We start from the raw sequence: 16,607 nt of genomic DNA, 5'->3' as shown, positions 1-16,607 counted from the left end.
TACATGTGCCAGCGCCAGTCATCGTTCGGGTCGGCGGAAGCGATGGCGCACGTGATGCCGCCCTGTGCGGACACAGTGTGCGAACGGGTCGGGAAAACCTTGGTGATCACCGCAGTCTTGTGGCCGCCCTGTGCCAGCTGCAGCGCAGCGCGCATGCCGGCACCGCCACCACCAATAATGATGGCGTCGAAAGAAATCGTTGGAATGTTAGCCATGAATCAGATACCCCAGAGAATCTGCACACCCCAGACGAAGTAAGCGAACATCGCAACGCCGCATACTGCCTGGAAAAGGAAACGTATCGCCGTTGCGGACTTGCCGAACGCCATTGGCGTCAGGTAGTCGGTCGCGATGGTCCACATGCCGACCCAGGCGTGAGCGCCCAGAGCAACAAGGGCCAGCAGGCTGAAAATACGCATTCCGTTGTGAGCGAACAGTTCATGCCACTGGGCATACTCGAGGCCAGGGTTGGCGACGATGTATCCGATCAGAAAGATGAAGTAAGCCGCGAGAACGACCGCAGACACACGCTGTGCCATCCAGTCATAGAGGCCCGAACGCGACAGGTTAGTGACGTTAGTTACCATATCCAGACTCCTGCCAGAACGATTACCACCACGGAAACGGCGATAACGATTTTCGAGCCCAGTTTGCCGCCTTCCAGCGTCTCACCGATGCCCATGTCCATGATCAAGTGGCGCACACCGGCTACCAGGTGATACAGCAGAGCGGACAGGATGCCCCAAATCACTAGCTTGGCTAGCGGACTGGTCAGACACGCTTTCACCTGACCGAAGCCTTCCTCGGAGCTCAGCGACTTGTCCAATGCATAAAGCATGATGGCAAGGCACACGAAGAGGATGACACCGGAGATACGGTGAAGAATGGACGTGTAAGCAGTGACTGGGAGTTTGATGGTCCTTAGGTCTAGGTTTACAGGTCGTTGGCTTTTCACGGCTTTTTTTTCACACTGAAGAGCCCCTAACAATCAGGGCAAAGTTGTTGGGGAGTGCACTGGTCAGGTAACCACCACCCAGGGATGCGACCCCCAATGAAAGCAAGCCCAAAAGCCCTTGGCGGTCGGTGGCCGAGTATAGACAGTTAGGCTACTAATGACAACGCGTTCACCTACCCCCAATAGCGGATTGCACAAGTTGCATAAAAGGCGTAAATGGCAGGCAATTTCGAGGAAAAAGTCGGCTTAAAGCCTTCTGGAGCAAGACTTTAGGCAAATTGACATTCGAATTTATCTCACTATAGTGGTGCGGGCCCTGCGTGGGGGGTCTGTCTGATGGTTCAAGCATAAATAGGAGGCCACATGGCTGACAAAAAAGCGCAGTTGATCATCGAGGGCGCAGCCCCCGTCGAGCTGCCCATTTTAACCGGCACCGTTGGTCCCGATGTAATCGATGTTCGGGGCCTGACGGCCACGGGCCGCTTCACTTTCGACCCGGGTTTCATGTCGACCGCTTCGTGCGAATCGAAAATTACCTATATCGACGGCGACAACGGCATTTTGTTGCACCGCGGCTACCCGATCGAACAGCTGGCTGAAAAGTCGGACTACCTGGAAACCTGCTACCTGCTGCTCAACGGCGAATTGCCGACCGCAGAACAGAAGGCCCAGTTCGTCAGCACCGTGAAAAACCACACCATGGTTCACGAGCAGCTGAAAACCTTCTTTAACGGTTTCCGTCGCGACGCCCACCCGATGGCCGTCATGTGCGGTGTAGTCGGCGCCCTCTCGGCCTTCTACCACGACTCCCTGGACATCAATAACCCGCAGCATCGCGAAATTTCCGCGATCCGTCTGGTTGCGAAGATGCCGACCCTGGCAGCGATGGTTTACAAGTACTCCATGGGCCAACCCATGATGTACCCGCGCAACGACCTGACGTACGCGGAAAACTTCCTGCACATGATGTTCAACACCCCGTGCGAGATCAAACCGATCAGCCCGGTACTCGCCAAGGCCATGGACCGGATCTTCATCCTCCACCCCGACCACGAGCAGAACGCTTCGACCTCCACCGTGCGTCTGGCCGGCTCTTCGGGTGCCAACCCGTTCGCCTGTATCGCCGCCGGTATCGCCGCACTGTGGGGCCCTGCCCACGGCGGTGCGAACGAAGCCGTGCTGACCATGCTCGACGAGATTGGCGATGTGTCGAACATCGACAAGTTCATCGCCAAGGCCAAGGACAAGAACGATCCGTTCAAGTTGATGGGCTTCGGTCACCGCGTCTACAAGAACCGCGACCCTCGCGCGACTGTCATGAAGCAGACCTGCGACGAAGTGTTGAAGGAACTGGGCATCAACAACGATCCGCAACTCGAACTGGCCATGCGCCTGGAAGAGATCGCGTTGACCGACCCGTACTTCATCGAGCGCTCGCTGTACCCGAACGTCGACTTCTACTCGGGGATCATCCTCAAGGCGATCGGCATTCCGACCAGCATGTTCACGGTGATTTTCGCTCTGGCACGTACTGTGGGCTGGATTTCGCACTGGAAGGAAATGCTCTCGAGCCCGTACAAGATTGGCCGTCCACGCCAGCTGTACACGGGTTATGAGTCGCGTGACATTACTTCGCTGGAAGATCGCAAATAAGGTTTTTTCTTTTTGTGATGGTTTAGTGGTGTGTCAGGAACGGCCTCTTATATAGAGGCCGTTTTTGTTTGTGGTCTCAGCGGCCTTCGGGCCGACTGGTTCTTGGATTCTGGGGGCATATCCGTTGCTGCGGTAACGGCTTCTTAAGGGTTCGCTCTTACAGCGACTCACTTTTCCAAACGCCGAAAAGTAAGCAAAAGGCTTTGCCCCGGCGTGCGGCCCGCTCGCTAAAGCTCGGGGTTCCTTCGTTACGGGACCGATCCGGGCGCAGCGGCTACGGTTTGCTTCGCTGCACCTCCTTCCGCTGTGTACGACTGCGTCGTACGGTCGCTGCGCTCCCACACCCGGATCGATCCCGTAACGAAGCCTGCCGAAGGGGCAAGAGATCAAAAACCGAATCAAAAGCAACAGCAAAAGCAAAATCCAGAGCCAGAGCCAGAGCCAGAGCCAGAGCCAGAGCCAGAGCCAGAGCCGAAGCAAAAGCAAAAGCAAAAGCCAGATCAAAAGATCGCAGCCTTCGGCAGCTCCTACAGTCGGATCGCGTGCTACAAGACCAGGTCGGCTGTCAGGCCGCCTTCGCGAGCAGGCTCGCTCCCACAAAAAGCAAAAAGCAAGGCAGCGCAGCTGCCCGCGGCGAAGCCGCACCACTCAACAATGAGCGCAAGCTCGAGTGCTTTTGATCTTGATCCACCGGCGACGTCGGAAGGCTGAGTGGAGGGATTGATCCGGGCGTGGGAGCGCAGCGACCGTTCGACGAAGTCGAACACAGCGGAAGGAGGTGCAGCGAAGCAAACCGTAGCCGCTGCGCCTGGATCGATCCCGCAGCGAAGGAACCCGAGCCTGCGAGGGCCGAACGTAGGAGCAAGCCTTTTGGGTTACCTTTTTGGCGTCTGAAAAAGGTGACTCGCCGTAAGGGCGAAACCCTAAGCCGCCGCTACCGCAGCAACGGATATAAACCCAAAACCACCCGATAACCGCCCACAAAAAAACGCCCCAATCTCTCAACCAGGGCGTTTTCTTCAAGCTTGCAGCTTGAAGCTAGAAGCTTACATCTGATCTCTTAGTGCGAAACCGCCCCACTCGCCCCCAATCCGGTCTGCGAACGCACAAACTGCGGGAAGAACAGCGCCCGCTCATTGTCCGCTGCCGCCGACTTGTCGGTAATCGAGAAGAACCAGATCCCGATAAAGGCAATGATCATCGAGAACAGCGCTGGATACTCGTAAGGGAAGATCGCCTTCTCATGATGCAGAATCTGCACCCAGATGGTCGGGCCAAGGATCATCAGGCCCACGGCACTGATCAGACCCAGCCAGCCGCCAATCATTGCGCCGCGAGTGGTCAGCTTCTTCCAGTACATCGAAAGCAGCAGTACCGGGAAGTTGCAGCTCGCCGCGATCGAGAACGCCAGGCCAACCATGAACGCAATGTTCTGACTTTCGAACAGAATGCCCAGACCAATCGCCAGCACCGCCAGAGCGATGGTGGTGATCTTCGACACGCGAATCTCATCCTTCTCGTTGGCCTTGCCCTTCTTGATCACACTGGCATACAGGTCATGGGACACCGCCGAAGCACCGGCCAGGGTCAGGCCAGCCACCACCGCGAGAATGGTCGCGAACGCTACCGCCGAGATGAAGCCGAGGAAAATGCTGCCACCTACCGCGTTGGCCAGATGCACCGCCGCCATGTTGTTGCCGCCGAGCAACGCGCCCGCAGCATCTTTGAAGGCCGGGTTGGTGCTGACCAGCAGGATCGCGCCGAAGCCGATAATGAAAGTCAGGATGTAGAAGTAACCAATGAAACCGGTAGCGTACAGCACGCTTTTGCGCGCTTCTTTTGCGTCACTCACGGTGAAGAAGCGCATCAGAATGTGTGGCAGGCCAGCGGTACCGAACATCAGCGCCAGACCCAGCGAGAACGCCGAGATCGGATCCTTGACCAGACCACCCGGGCTCATGATCGCTTCGCCCTTGGCGTGCACCTTGATCGCTTCGGAGAACAGCGTGTTGAAGTCGAAGCCGACGTGTTTCATTACCATCAGCGCCATGAATGAGGCGCCGGACAGCAGCAGGACTGCTTTGATGATCTGCACCCACGTGGTCGCGAGCATGCCGCCGAACAGCACGTACATGCACATCAGCACGCCGACCAGAATCACCGCAACGTGGTAATCGAGACCGAACAGCAGCTGGATCAGCTTGCCGGCACCGACCATCTGCGCGATCAGGTAGAACGCCACCACCACCAGCGAGCCGCAGGCCGACAGCGTGCGAATCTGGGTTTGCCCGAGGCGGTAGGACGCCACGTCGGCAAAGGTGTACTTGCCCAGGTTGCGCAGGCGTTCGGCGATCAGGAACAGAATGATCGGCCAGCCCACCAGAAAGCCGATCGAGTAGATCAGGCCATCGTAGCCGGAGGTGAACACCAGCGCGGAAATGCCCAGAAAGGACGCCGCCGACATGTAGTCACCGGCAATTGCCAGGCCGTTCTGGAAACCGGTGATCTTGCCGCCTGCCGCATAATAATCGGCAGCCGAATTGTTTTTCTTCGACGCCCAGTAGGTGATGTACAGCGTCGCGCCGACGAAGGCCACGAACATCAGGATCGCCGGGATGTTCAGCGGCTGTTTGGCCACCTCCCCCGTCAACGCATCAGCCGCCCAGACACTTGGTGCGAAAGCCGCAACACTCAATACAGCAAGTAGACGCCGGATCATTGCTGAGCCTCCTTGAGAATCGCATTGTTCAGGTCGTCGAACTCGCCATTGGCGCGGCGCACGTAGATGCCGGTCAGGACGAAAGCCGAAAGGATCAGGCCAACACCGATCGGGATGCCCCAGGTGATCGAAGATTCAGGACTGAGTTTCGCACCGAGAACATGCGGCCCGTAGGCGATCAGCAGGATGAATGCGGAGTACAGCCCAAGCATGATTGCCGAGAGAATCCAGGCGAATCGTTCCCTTTTCTGAACCAGCTCCTTGAATCGGGGACTGTTTTGAATCGAGAGGTAAATGCTGTCGTTCATTGTTTTTATCCTCGCAGCACAGATTATTGTTGGAACGTAGCTAATGTATGCGGCTGCGAGAGAGGTTCCAGACGACCTTAGTAGTAGATGGCCATGATGTTTTTGCCATTTACCGGACACCCAAAAACAACTGTGGGAGCGAGCTTGCTCGCGAAGGCGCCGTATCAGTCAACACATCAGTCAACTGACAGACCGCTTTCGCGAGCAAGCCCGCTCCCACAGAGTTAGGCGGTGAAGCTGTTATTTGGTCCAGTCAGCTACACGTTCCGGGTGTTTGGCCACCCAATCCTTGGCCGCTGCATCAGGCTTGGCGCCGTCCTGAATCGCCAGCATGACTTCGCCGATTTCGTCTTTCGACGCCCACTGGAAGTTTTTCAGGAACTTGGCCACTTCCGGCGCCTTGGCGTCCAGGCCTTTGCTGCCGATGCTGTTCACCGTTTCAGCCTGGCCATACACGCCTTTCGGGTCGTCGAGGAAGCGCAGTTTCCATTTGGCGAACATCCAGTGCGGCACCCAACCGGTGACGGCGATGGATTCGTTTTTCTTCTCGGCGCGGGTCAGCTCGGCAATCATGCCGGCGCCGGAACTGGCCTTGAGGCTGTATTTGTCCAGGCCGTAATCCTTGATCGCCTGATCGGTCTTGAGCATCACGCCTGAACCGGCGTCGATGCCGACAATACGGTTTTTGAAGGTGTCGTCAGTCTTCAGGTCTTCAATCGATTTGGCTTTGACATACTCGGGTACGATCAGGCCGATCTTCGCGTCCTTGAAGTTCGGGCCGTAATCGACGACCTGATCCTTGTTTTTCGTCCAATAGTCACCGTGGGTCACGGGCAGCCAGGCCGAGAGCATGGCATCGAGTTTGCCGGTGGCCACGCCCTGCCACATGATCCCGGTGGCGACGGCCTGCAGCTTCACGTCATAACCGAGTTTCTGTTTGATCACCTCGGCCGCAACGTGAGTGGTCGCGACGCTGTCGGACCAGCCGTCAACGTAACCGATGTTCAGGGTCTGTTTTTCAGCGTTGGCGAAAGTGGAACTCATCGCAAGCGCCAGAGCGGCACCTGCGCCTAAAAGTCGTCGCATCTTCATCGTTTACTTCCCCGAAATGCTGCGCCCGACGGATGCCGGGCATCGTCAACGTATTGTTATGGTGCACAGCGCCCCCATCACGCCGGACCTCACACACCGAACATCAGCCGATTTTTCAAAAAGGGTACTGATAGTTTGATCATCAACCTCAAGCGGCCGGCGACCTGCTCTGTCAGCGACCTCAAGGCAGCGAGAAACGACATCAGAAAGCCATTAATCAAGCGAGATTAATTGACGCCAGACAATCCGCCCGAACTTTGCATGTATAACGCCTGCAGGCCACCTGCCTTTCTATAAATGCAGGTAACATGCGTCGCTTTGCAGCCACTCGGCCTGATCATGTCCGCGACGTACCGATTTCCTTTTGTGCCTTATCTGTTCGCCTGTCTGCTCGGGCTCCTGGCCCTTGGCGGTTTCTGGTATGGCCTCGGCCAACCGGTGATCCTGCCGGACGCCGCGACGCCGACGCACAAGCTGCAATGCGCCTCGTACACGCCGTTCGACAAGGACCAGTCGCCGTTCGACGTGCCATTCAAATTGCGCCCTGAGCGCATGGATGCCGACCTTGCGCTACTGGCAACGCGCTTTGAATGTATCCGCACCTATTCGATGACCGGCCTCGACGCCCTGCCCGATCTTGCGCGCAAACACGGTCTGAAGTTGATGATCGGCGCCTGGGTCAACAGCAACCCTGTGGATACCGAGCAGGAAGTCGAGCTGCTGATCAAATCCGCCAACGCCAACCCCGACGTGGTCACGGCAGTCATCGTCGGCAACGAGGCGCTGCTGCGCAAAGAGGTTACTGGCGCGCAACTGGCCCGGCTGATCGACAAGGTCAAAAGCCAGGTCAAGCAACCGGTGACTTACGCCGATGTCTGGGAATTCTGGCTCAAGCACCCGGAAATTGCCCCGGCCGTGGATTTCCTCACTATCCATTTGCTGCCGTACTGGGAAGACGATCCCTCGAACATCGACGTCGCGCTGCGGCATGTGGCGGATGTGCGCCAGGTGTTCGGCAACAAATTCGCCCCCAAAGACGTGATGATCGGCGAAACCGGCTGGCCGAGCGAAGGCCGTCAGCGCGAAACCGCCGTGCCGAGCCGGGTCAACGAGGCGAAATTCATTCGTGGGTTTGTGACGATGGCCGAGCAGGAAGGCTGGCGTTACAACCTCATCGAAGCCTTCGATCAGCCATGGAAGCGCGGCAGTGAAGGCGCCGTCGGCGGTTATTGGGGGCTGTTCGATGCCGATCGGCAGGACAAAGGCGTGCTCGCCGGGCCGGTGAGCAACGTGCCGTACTGGAAAGAATGGCTGGCGGTTGGCGCTGTGATTTTTCTCGGTACGTTGATTCTAGGTGGACGCGTTCGCACCGTGCGCTCGGCACTGCTGCTGCCATTGCTCGGTGCCGTCGCTGCTTGTTCAATTGGCGCCTGGGCTGATCTGGCGCGGCTGACCACGCGATTTGCTGGCGAATGGCTGTGGGTCGGCTTGCTGACCGGGCTGAATCTGTTGGTGCTCGCGCATGCCGCGCTGACGTTGAGTGCACGTATCGGTTGGCGCGCGCGAGCATTCGATTTTCTCGAGCGTCGCGCCGGCTGGCTGGTCGCGGCGGCCGGTTTTGCCGCTGCGGTGATGGTGCTGGAGATGGTCTTCGATCCGCGCTATCGCAGTTTCGCCAGCATGGCGTTCGTGCTGCCGGCGCTGGTGTACCTGTGCCGGCCGGTGAGCGTGCCGCGTCGGGAGATCGCCTTGCTGGCGTTTATCGTCGGTGCCGGGATTGCGCCGCAGTTGTATCAGGAAGGGTTGCTGAATCAGCAGGCCTGGGGTTGGGCGCTGGTCAGTGGCTTGATGGTGGTGGCATTGTGGCGCTGTTTGCGGGTTCGCAAGGGCTGACCAGAGCAAGATCAAAAGATCGCAGCCTTCGGCAGTTCCTACAGATGCAGGGCGTGCCATTGTAGGTGCTGCCGAAGGCTGCGATCTCTCAAATCACGCACCGCGTGAGGATCTGACCAGGCGCAACCCGGCAATTACCACCGCAAACACCGCCAAGGTGGTGTTGTACAACGCCAATGCCGGCATCCCGAACACCAGCGCCAGCACCGCCAGCCACCATCCTCCCCGCCCCGGCACGACAAAACCGATCAGCGCCATGCCCACCGCTGCCCAGCCCAGCACCTTGAAATGGATCATCAATCCGAGGTTCGAGCGCACCACGCACTCCCAACGGCTGGCCTCGTCAACGCAGATGCCGACCCACTGGCCGTCTTCCATAAAGCCATAACGCGCGGCATAACTGGCGGCCAGCCACAGCGGCAACAAAACGAGCAGCACAATCACAGGCAAGCGGCGGGACATGAAGCACTCCAATCTACGGAAATCGGCCGCCAGCTTAATCTGCCGCCCTGCATACGCAAGCGCTAACAACACTTAACTGTTCATTGAGGCCGTGCAAAGTGTATCGTCCAGCTACTATTACTCCGAATTCCGCCTGTTTGGTGCCGCAGCATGGCACTTTGGCGCACGGCCGGTGGTCATAGCCTGCGAACTTCAATCGGCACCTTCCTCTAAGGGATCTAGTCATGCTCCGTTCCTTGCGCTTCGCCGCGCTGTTCAGCGGCCTTATCTTGAGTGCGTCCGCGCTGGCGGTGGATATCGACGCCGCCAGCTATGGCTACCCGCTGACCAACCCGTTCGAGGCGACGATCGCCACGACACCACCGGATCTGCGTCCGGAGCTGCCGCTGGACGACGACATCAATCAAACGGACCGCAGCCTCACCCTGCGCCCGGAGCGCGAGTTCCAGCTGCCGGACAATTTCTGGGCAGTCAAAAAGCTCACCTATCGCATCGCCACGCAGGACAAACCGGCGCCGCTGATCTTCCTGATCGCCGGCACTGGCGCGCGCTTTGACAGCACGCTCAACGAATACCTGAAAAAGCTTTATTACAAGGCCGGCTACCACGTCGTGCAGCTGTCTTCGCCGACCAGCTTCGACTTCATCAGCGCCGCCTCGCGTTTCGCCACCCCGGGCGTGACCAAGGAAGACGCCGAAGACATGTACCGGGTGATGCAGGCGGTCCGCGCGCAAAACCCGAAACTGCCGGTGACCGAGTACTACCTGACCGGTTACAGCCTCGGCGCTCTCGATGCCGCGTTCGTCGCGCATCTGGACGAGACCCGCCGCAGCTTCAACTTCAAGAAAGTCCTGCTGCTCAACCCGCCGGTCAATCTCTATACCTCGGTGACCAACCTCGACAAGCTGGTGCAGACCGAGGTCAAGGGCATCAACAGCAGCACCACGTTCTACGAACTGGTGCTGACCAAGCTGACCCGCTACTTCCAGCAGAAAGGTTACATCGACCTCAACGATGCGCTGCTGTATGACTTCCAGCAGTCCAAGCAGCACCTGACCAACGAACAGATGGCCATGCTCATCGGCACGTCGTTCCGCTTCTCGGCGGCCGATATTGCCTACACCTCGGACCTGGTCAACCGTCGTGGCCTGATCACCCCGCCGAAATTCCCGATTACCGAAGGCACCAGCCTCACGCCGTTCCTCAAGCGTGCGCTGCAATGCGACTTCGACTGCTACATCACCGAACAGGTTATTCCGATGTGGCGTGCGCGAACCGACGGCGGCAGCCTGCTGCAACTGATCGATCAGGTCAGCCTGTATGCACTCAAGGATTATCTGCACGACAGCCCGAAAATCGCCGTGATGCACAACGCCGACGACGTCATCCTCGGCCCTGGCGATTTGGGCTTTTTGCGTAAAACCTTCGGTGATCGCCTGACCGTTTACCCACTGGGCGGCCACTGCGGCAACCTTAACTACCGCGTCAACAGCGACGCCATGCTGGAGTTCTTCCGTGGCTAAATATCTCCTGCTGATTGCAGCGCTCCTCTGTGCAGGCGTGGCCCAGGCCGACAACAGCAAAGCCGATGCACCGGTGGTGGTCGACAGCGACGGCTTCAAGGAACCGCTGACCAAACTCAAATTCAACCCGGGCCTGGACCAGCGCGAGTTCGAGCGCTCGACGCTCAACGCGCTGAACGTTTATGACCCGCTGGAATCGTGGAACCGCCGGGTTTACCACTTCAATTACCGCTTCGACCAATGGGTGTTCCTGCCGGTCGTCGATGGCTATCGCTATATCACGCCAAGCTTTGTGCGCACCGGGGTGAGCAACTTCTTCAACAACATTGGCGACGTGCCGAATCTGGTCAACAGCCTGTTGCAGTTCAAGGGCCAGCGCTCGATGGAAACCACTGCGCGCCTGTTGCTCAACACCACGATCGGCATCGCCGGCCTGTGGGACCCGGCCACCGCCATGGGCCTGCCACGCCAGAACGAAGACTTCGGTCAGACCCTGGGTTTCTACGGCGTACCGGGCGGCGCCTACTTCGTACTGCCGATCTTCGGCCCGTCGAACATCCGCGACACCGCGGGTCTGGCCGTGGACTACACCGCCGACACCGCGATCAATTTCCTCAATGTCGCGGAAGTCAGCTCCAACCATCCGGAAGTCTGGGCCTTGCGTGCAATCGACAAGCGCTACCAGACCAGTTTCCGTTACGGCCAGATGAACTCGCCGTTCGAGTACGAGAAAGTGCGGTACGTCTACACCGAGGCGCGCAAGCTGCAGATCGCCGAGTAATCTCGGCGGGTACAAAAAGGGCCATTCGATGCACGTCGAATGGCCCTTTTTTGTGGCTCAACACAAATCAGAATGTGGGAGCGGGCTTGCTCACGAATACGGTGGATCAGTCAATATCCATGTCGACTGGCGTTCCGCATTCGCGAGCAAGCCCGCTCCCACAGGTTTCATGTTCAGCTTCTGATTGCGCGCCAGAGCTTGCCCACGACAGTCACCACCGCCAACACCACCGCACCGGCAATGATCCCCGCAACACCGTTGAGCAGCATCGGCACGGCGAACCCGGCACTGCCCGCCGCTGCGCCGACGCCTTCGATCCAGTGATGCAGCACCGGCACGCCATGGGTAAGGATGCCGCCGCCAACCAGGAACATCGCCGCCGTACCGACCACCGACAGGGTTTTCATCATGTACGGCGCGGCGCTGAGAATGCCGCTGCCAATCTTTTTCGCCATCTGCCCGGGCTTCTGCGTCAGCCACAGACCCAGATCGTCGAGTTTGACAATACCCGCCACCAAACCGTAAACGCCCACGGTCATGACAATCGCGATGCCGGACATGACCACCACTTGCTGGGTCAGCGAGGCGTCGGCCACGGTGCCGAGGGTGATGGCGATGATTTCCGCCGAGAGGATGAAGTCGGTGCGGATCGCGCCTTTGATCTTGTCCTTTTCATACGCCACCAGATCGGTGGCCGGATCGGCGACGGCTTCGGTCAACTGCGCATGCCCGGCTGCGTCTTCCTCTTTGCTGTGCAAGAACTTGTGCGCAAGCTTCTCGAAACCTTCGAAGCACAAATACGCACCGCCGACCATCAACAGCGGCGTTACCAGCCATGGCACGAAGGCGCTGATCGCCAGCGCCGACGGCACGAGGATCAGTTTGTTGACGAACGAGCCCTTGGCCACCGCCCAGACCACGGGAATTTCCCGCTCGGCGCGCACGCCCGAAACCTGCTGGGCATTGAGCGCAAGATCATCACCCAGCACCCCGGCAGTCTTCTTCGCGGCCATTTTCGTCATCAATGCAACGTCATCCAGAACGGTGGCGATGTCATCGATCAGCACCAGCAAACTGCTTCCTGCCATGAATCCTGTTTCCTTCTGTGTATGAATGTTGCCAAGCATAGCGCGACCGCCAGCCACAGGCTGCATTGTTGAGCGCCGCTCAAGGCCGGTGCTACCATGCGCCACCGCCAGAACAGGCAAGGAACCACCGGGTTTATGAGCACAATCCGCGAGCGAAACAAAGAACTGATCCTGCGCGCCGCCAGCGAAGAGTTTGCCGACAAGGGCTTTGCGGCGACCAAAACCAGCGACATCGCCGCCAAGGCGGGATTGCCCAAGCCCAACGTCTACTACTACTTCAAATCCAAGGAAAACCTCTATCGCGAGGTGCTGGAAAGCATCATCGAGCCGATTCTTCAGGCCTCGACCCCGTTCAACCCGGACGGCGTGCCGAGCGAGGTGCTGAGTGGCTACATCCGCTCGAAGATCCGCATCTCCCGCGACCTGCCCTACGCGTCCAAGGTGTTTGCCAGCGAGATCATGCACGGCGCCCCGCATCTGAGCGCCGACCTGGTCGAGCAGCTCAACAGCCAGGCCAAGCACAACATCGCCTGCATCCAGAGCTGGATCGACCGCGGCCAGATCGCCCCGATCGACCCCAACCACCTGATGTTCAGCATTTGGGCCGCCACCCAGACCTATGCCGACTTCGACTGGCAGATTTCTGCAGTGACCGGGAAAGACAAGCTCGATGAAGCCGATTATGAAGCGGCAGCGCAGACGATCATCCGGTTGGTGTTGAAGGGGTGTGAGCCGGACTGAACAGACTTACCGCTATCGCTGGCAAGCCAGCTCCCACAGGGCTTTGTATTGGTTACAACATCTCAATACGACAGAGAATCCTGCGGGAGCTGCCAGCGATGGCTTTCGATCAGGCGCCAATGATCAGAAGGATATCCTGCTCATTCGCAGTGACCCTTGGCGCTCAAGCCTCCTCCCCCATCAACCAGCGCAGTGCCTGTGGCAGCGAAGTGCTCCAGTCGTCGGGGAAGGTGTGTCCAGCCTCATGGACACGGGATTTGACTTCGTTGCCTTCGCTGAACAATTGACGGAAATCGGCGCTCATCTGCTGATTGCGTGGCCCTTCCTCTTTGCCGTTGATGACAAATACACGCTTGCCGCGCGCTTTGCTTTCGGTGGGCGTCGGTTGCATGCCGCCGGGTGACAGCAGCAGCGCGCCGGCGTATTCGTCCGGGTGCTGCGCCAACAGAGCGCCGGCGTGTTGCGAGCCCTGCGAAAAGCCCATGAGGAACACGCGTTTACGGTCGATGCATTGCTGGGCTTCCAACGTTTTGAGCCCCTTCTGCACGGCTTGATGGGTGCCTTCGAAGCCGGGGCCGATCCAACGGAAGCTGTCGACCGCGTTGATCATTTCTGTGCCATTGATCCCCAGAATCACTGCGCCGGTGTCGGCCAGCGGTTGGTAATCTTCATCAAGCTCGCCGTTGACGCCATAACCGTGGAGCCAGACCACCACCGGCCGACAGGCTTTGGGGACGGGGATGCTGGCCGACGGATCAAGCACGGAGATCGCGCCAACCTTGCCGACGGCCATTTTGCTGTAGCGCTCCTGAGCGTTGGCCAGGACGCTTTTATAGGTGCCAGATTCGCGCAGATCGGCGAAGTCTTCATCGCCGGCCATCAACGGGCCGAACCACAGGCCGCGGTCATCGGCTTCACGTAGAAAGCGTTCGGCCAATTTGTCATCACCACGCCGAGCAAACAGCGCCGCGACCTGATAAGGCGCCTGCAATTGTTTGGGGTCTTCACGGGTGGCGGCCAGATACACCGCAATGGCCTGCAACGTATCGGATGATTCGAGCTTTTCGGCACGATCCATCAGTTCCTGGGCATCGTCTGCATTGATCAATGCAGAGACCACCGGGCTGAGCGCATTGAACGCGATTTCGTCGGCGTCAGGTGCTTGCGCCGCATGCAGGGCGGGAGTACAGAGGGTCATGGCCGTGGCCAGAGAGAGGGCAAATAGCGTCTTCACGCGAATCTTCCTTGATACATAAACGAGAGGGGCGGCATTCTATAGACCCCGCCCCGCTTCGTCATCATTACCACATCAGTCGTGGTGAATTATCTCACTCAGGCCGCTACCCCCGCATCCGCGCGTAACTTCAGCGCCTCCACCGCACTGATCGCGACTTGCTCATCCACATCCGACAAATCCCCACTGATCCCGATCGCGCCCAGCACTTCACCCGCCTGATTGCGAATCAACACACCACCCGGCGCCGGCACAACGCTGCCCTGCCCCATGCTGTTCAACGAAGAAAAAAAGGCCGGGCGTTGCTGGGCGTCCTGGGCGAGCAGGCGTGAGCCTTTGCCCAATGCGATGGCGCCCCAGGCTTTGCCGATGGCGATGTCGGGGCGCAACAGGCTGGCGCCGTCTTCGCGTTGCAGGGCGATCAGGTGCCCGCCGGTGTCGAGCACCGCGATGGTCAGCGGTGCGGCGTTGATGCCGCGCCCTGCATTGATGGCTTCGCTGACCAGGTTGACTGCGACTTTCAAGGTTAAAGCGCTCATGGTGCCGTCCTCATTTTGTTATAGGGAAAGTCGTGGGACTGCGCGTCTGTGCCGCAGTCCGATGCCACAAATAGAACACAATGAGTTATTTTTTTGTATACAATAATTCTCGAAAAGCGCCACATGCGACGAAAAGCCACAGCACAACGGGCTTGCGACGAATGAAACAGGCGCTTGAGAAAATGGATTGACCTGCGCCGTCCGCCGTGAATACACTCTGCGCAAAGCCACTTGTATACAATTACAAAACGTAAAGAGGCACAAAACCATGAGCAAAATGAGAGCAATCGAAGCCGCCGTTCTGGTGATGCGCCGTGAAGGGGTCGATACCGCTTTTGGCATCCCGGGCGCAGCGATCAACCCGCTGTACTCCGCCTTGCAGAAGGTCGGTGGCATCGATCACGTCCTTGCTCGCCACGTTGAAGGCGCCTCGCACATGGCCGAGGGCTACACCCGCACCAAGGCCGGCAATATCGGCGTGTGCATCGGTACATCCGGCCCGGCCGGTACTGACATGGTCACCGGGCTCTACAGCGCCTCGGCCGACTCGATTCCAATCCTCTGCATTACCGGCCAGGCACCCCGGGCCCGTATGCACAAGGAAGACTTCCAGGCTGTCGACATCACCAGCATCGTCAAGCCAGTCACCAAGTGGGCGACCACGGTTCTGGAACCGGGCCAGGTGCCTTACGCGTTCCAGAAAGCTTTTTACGAAATGCGTTCCGGCCGTCCAGGCCCGGTGCTGATCGATCTGCCATTCGACGTGCAGATGGCCGAGATCGAATTCGACATCGACGCCTACCAGCCGCTGCCACTGGCCAAACCGACTGCGACCCGCGTGCAGGTCGAGAAGGCTCTGGCGCTGCTGGATCAGGCCGAGCGTCCGTTGCTGGTCGCCGGTGGCGGCATCATCAACGCCGATGCCAGCGATCTGCTGGTCGAGTTCGCCGAACTGACCGGCATCCCGGTCATCCCGACCCTGATGGGCTGGGGCACTATCCCGGACGATCACCCGCTGATGGTCGGCATGGTCGGTCTGCAGACGTCGCACCGTTACGGCAACGCGACAATGCTCAAATCCGATGTGGTGCTGGGCATTGGTAACCGTTGGGCCAACCGCCACACCGGTTCGGTTGACGTGTACACCGAAGGTCGCAAGTTCATTCACGTCGACATCGAAGGCACGCAGATCGGCCGTGTGTTCACGCCGGATCTGGGCATCGTTTCCGACGCTGCGGCAGCGCTGACCGTGTTCATCGAAGTGGCCCGTGAATGGCAAGCCGCTGGCAAGCTGAAAAACCGCAGCGCCTGGCTGCAGGATTGCCAGCAGCGCAAGGCCAGCCTGCATCGCAAGACGCACTTCGACAACGTGCCGGTCAAGCCGCAGCGCGTTTACGAAGAAATGAACCAGGTGTTCGGCAAGGACACCTGCTACGTCAGCACCATTGGTCTGTCGCAGATTGCCGGCGCGCAGTTCCTGCACGTGTACAAGCCGCGTCACTGGATCAACTGCGGTCAGGCCGGCCCGTTGGGCTGGACCATTCCGGCGGCGCTGGGCGTGGTGATGGCCGTTCCGAACCGTAATGTCGTGGGCCTGTCGGGGGCCTTTGATTTGCAAG

The 16,607-nt window shown here is 58.9% G+C and carries 16 protein-coding genes; 6 read left to right on the top strand and 10 right to left on the bottom strand.

The window, feature by feature from the left end; all coding sequences use genetic code 11:
• The 3 genes from ACIGDJ_RS27275 to sdhC all read right to left on the bottom strand — a co-directional run.
• Positions 1-215 (bottom strand): FAD-dependent oxidoreductase (locus ACIGDJ_RS27275; protein ID WP_397504677.1); only part of this gene is annotated, 215 nt, incomplete at its 3' end.
• A gap of 3 nt (positions 216-218) precedes the next feature.
• Positions 219-587 carry a succinate dehydrogenase, hydrophobic membrane anchor protein gene (gene sdhD, locus ACIGDJ_RS27270; protein ID WP_008049683.1) on the bottom strand — a complete coding sequence of 123 codons (369 nt, stop codon included), beginning with the start codon at positions 585-587 and terminating at the stop codon, positions 219-221.
• Positions 581-955 (bottom strand): succinate dehydrogenase, cytochrome b556 subunit, encoded by a 375-nt coding sequence (gene sdhC / locus ACIGDJ_RS27265; protein WP_016773673.1) that lies wholly within the window; start codon positions 953-955, stop codon positions 581-583. The genes sdhD and sdhC overlap by 7 nt, the downstream gene beginning before the upstream one ends.
• A 363-nt stretch (positions 956-1,318) precedes the next feature.
• Here sdhC and gltA point away from each other — a divergent pair, with 363 nt between their 5' ends.
• The gene (gene gltA, locus ACIGDJ_RS27260; protein ID WP_397504675.1) at positions 1,319-2,608 is read left to right on the top strand and encodes a citrate synthase; all 1,290 of its coding nucleotides are present in this window, start codon (positions 1,319-1,321) and stop codon (positions 2,606-2,608) included.
• 1,060 nt (positions 2,609-3,668) lie between these two features.
• Here gltA and ACIGDJ_RS27255 read toward each other — a convergent pair.
• From ACIGDJ_RS27255 to ACIGDJ_RS27245, 3 genes are all read right to left on the bottom strand, one after another.
• Positions 3,669-5,327, bottom strand: a complete 1,659-nt coding sequence (locus tag ACIGDJ_RS27255; protein ID WP_397480187.1) for a cation acetate symporter — start codon at positions 5,325-5,327, stop codon at positions 3,669-3,671.
• Positions 5,324-5,635 (bottom strand): DUF485 domain-containing protein, encoded by a 312-nt coding sequence (locus ACIGDJ_RS27250; protein WP_042607582.1) that lies wholly within the window; start codon positions 5,633-5,635, stop codon positions 5,324-5,326. The genes ACIGDJ_RS27255 and ACIGDJ_RS27250 overlap by 4 nt, the downstream gene beginning before the upstream one ends.
• 240 nt (positions 5,636-5,875) lie before the next feature.
• Positions 5,876-6,727: a glycine betaine ABC transporter substrate-binding protein gene (locus ACIGDJ_RS27245; RefSeq protein WP_101158684.1), complete on the bottom strand. Its 852-nt coding sequence runs from the start codon at positions 6,725-6,727 to the stop codon at positions 5,876-5,878.
• A gap of 297 nt (positions 6,728-7,024) precedes the next feature.
• On the opposite strand from ACIGDJ_RS27245, the gene ACIGDJ_RS27240 reads away from it, so the two are divergent.
• A complete protein-coding gene (locus ACIGDJ_RS27240; RefSeq protein ID WP_397480188.1) occupies positions 7,025-8,620 on the top strand; it encodes a beta (1-6) glucans synthase in 1,596 nt (531 codons plus the stop codon).
• 93 nt (positions 8,621-8,713) lie between these two features.
• On the opposite strand, the gene ACIGDJ_RS27235 is transcribed toward ACIGDJ_RS27240, so the two are convergent.
• Positions 8,714-9,082 (bottom strand): hypothetical protein, encoded by a 369-nt coding sequence (locus ACIGDJ_RS27235; RefSeq protein ID WP_312996927.1) that lies wholly within the window; start codon positions 9,080-9,082, stop codon positions 8,714-8,716.
• Between the two features lie 224 nt (positions 9,083-9,306).
• On the opposite strand from ACIGDJ_RS27235, the gene ACIGDJ_RS27230 reads away from it, so the two are divergent.
• Positions 9,307-10,605 (top strand): serine/threonine protein kinase, encoded by a 1,299-nt coding sequence (locus tag ACIGDJ_RS27230; protein WP_101158681.1) that lies wholly within the window; start codon positions 9,307-9,309, stop codon positions 10,603-10,605.
• Positions 10,598-11,386 (top strand): VacJ family lipoprotein, encoded by a 789-nt coding sequence (locus ACIGDJ_RS27225; protein WP_101158680.1) that lies wholly within the window; start codon positions 10,598-10,600, stop codon positions 11,384-11,386. Before ACIGDJ_RS27230 ends, ACIGDJ_RS27225 begins: the two co-directional genes overlap by 8 nt.
• Before the next feature lie 173 nt (positions 11,387-11,559).
• Here ACIGDJ_RS27225 and ACIGDJ_RS27220 read toward each other — a convergent pair whose 3' ends face one another.
• Positions 11,560-12,474 (bottom strand): DUF808 domain-containing protein, encoded by a 915-nt coding sequence (locus tag ACIGDJ_RS27220; protein ID WP_397480189.1) that lies wholly within the window; start codon positions 12,472-12,474, stop codon positions 11,560-11,562.
• Positions 12,475-12,609: 135 nt separating this feature from the next.
• Between ACIGDJ_RS27220 and ACIGDJ_RS27215 the strand changes: the two genes are divergently transcribed.
• A complete protein-coding gene (locus ACIGDJ_RS27215; RefSeq protein WP_101158678.1) occupies positions 12,610-13,215 on the top strand; it encodes a TetR/AcrR family transcriptional regulator in 606 nt (201 codons plus the stop codon).
• A gap of 163 nt (positions 13,216-13,378) precedes the next feature.
• On the opposite strand, the gene ACIGDJ_RS27210 is transcribed toward ACIGDJ_RS27215, so the two are convergent.
• Both ACIGDJ_RS27210 and ACIGDJ_RS27205 read right to left on the bottom strand, forming a co-directional pair.
• On the bottom strand, positions 13,379-14,449 hold the full coding sequence (locus ACIGDJ_RS27210; RefSeq protein ID WP_312996918.1) for a hypothetical protein: 1,071 nt from the start codon (positions 14,447-14,449) through the stop codon (positions 13,379-13,381).
• A gap of 98 nt (positions 14,450-14,547) precedes the next feature.
• Positions 14,548-14,988: a heme-binding protein gene (locus ACIGDJ_RS27205; protein ID WP_101158676.1), complete on the bottom strand. Its 441-nt coding sequence runs from the start codon at positions 14,986-14,988 to the stop codon at positions 14,548-14,550.
• 268 nt (positions 14,989-15,256) lie between these two features.
• Between ACIGDJ_RS27205 and gcl the strand changes: the two genes are divergently transcribed.
• A partial coding sequence (gene gcl, locus ACIGDJ_RS27200; RefSeq protein WP_397504674.1) for a glyoxylate carboligase occupies positions 15,257-16,607 on the top strand: 1,351 nt, incomplete at its 3' end.

This window comes from Pseudomonas sp. NPDC079367 (assembly GCF_044542195.1).
Lineage (GTDB): Bacteria > Pseudomonadota > Gammaproteobacteria > Pseudomonadales > Pseudomonadaceae > Aquipseudomonas.
Note: the sequence above shows the minus strand (reverse complement) of the source record. Positions and strands in the feature narration are given on the sequence as shown.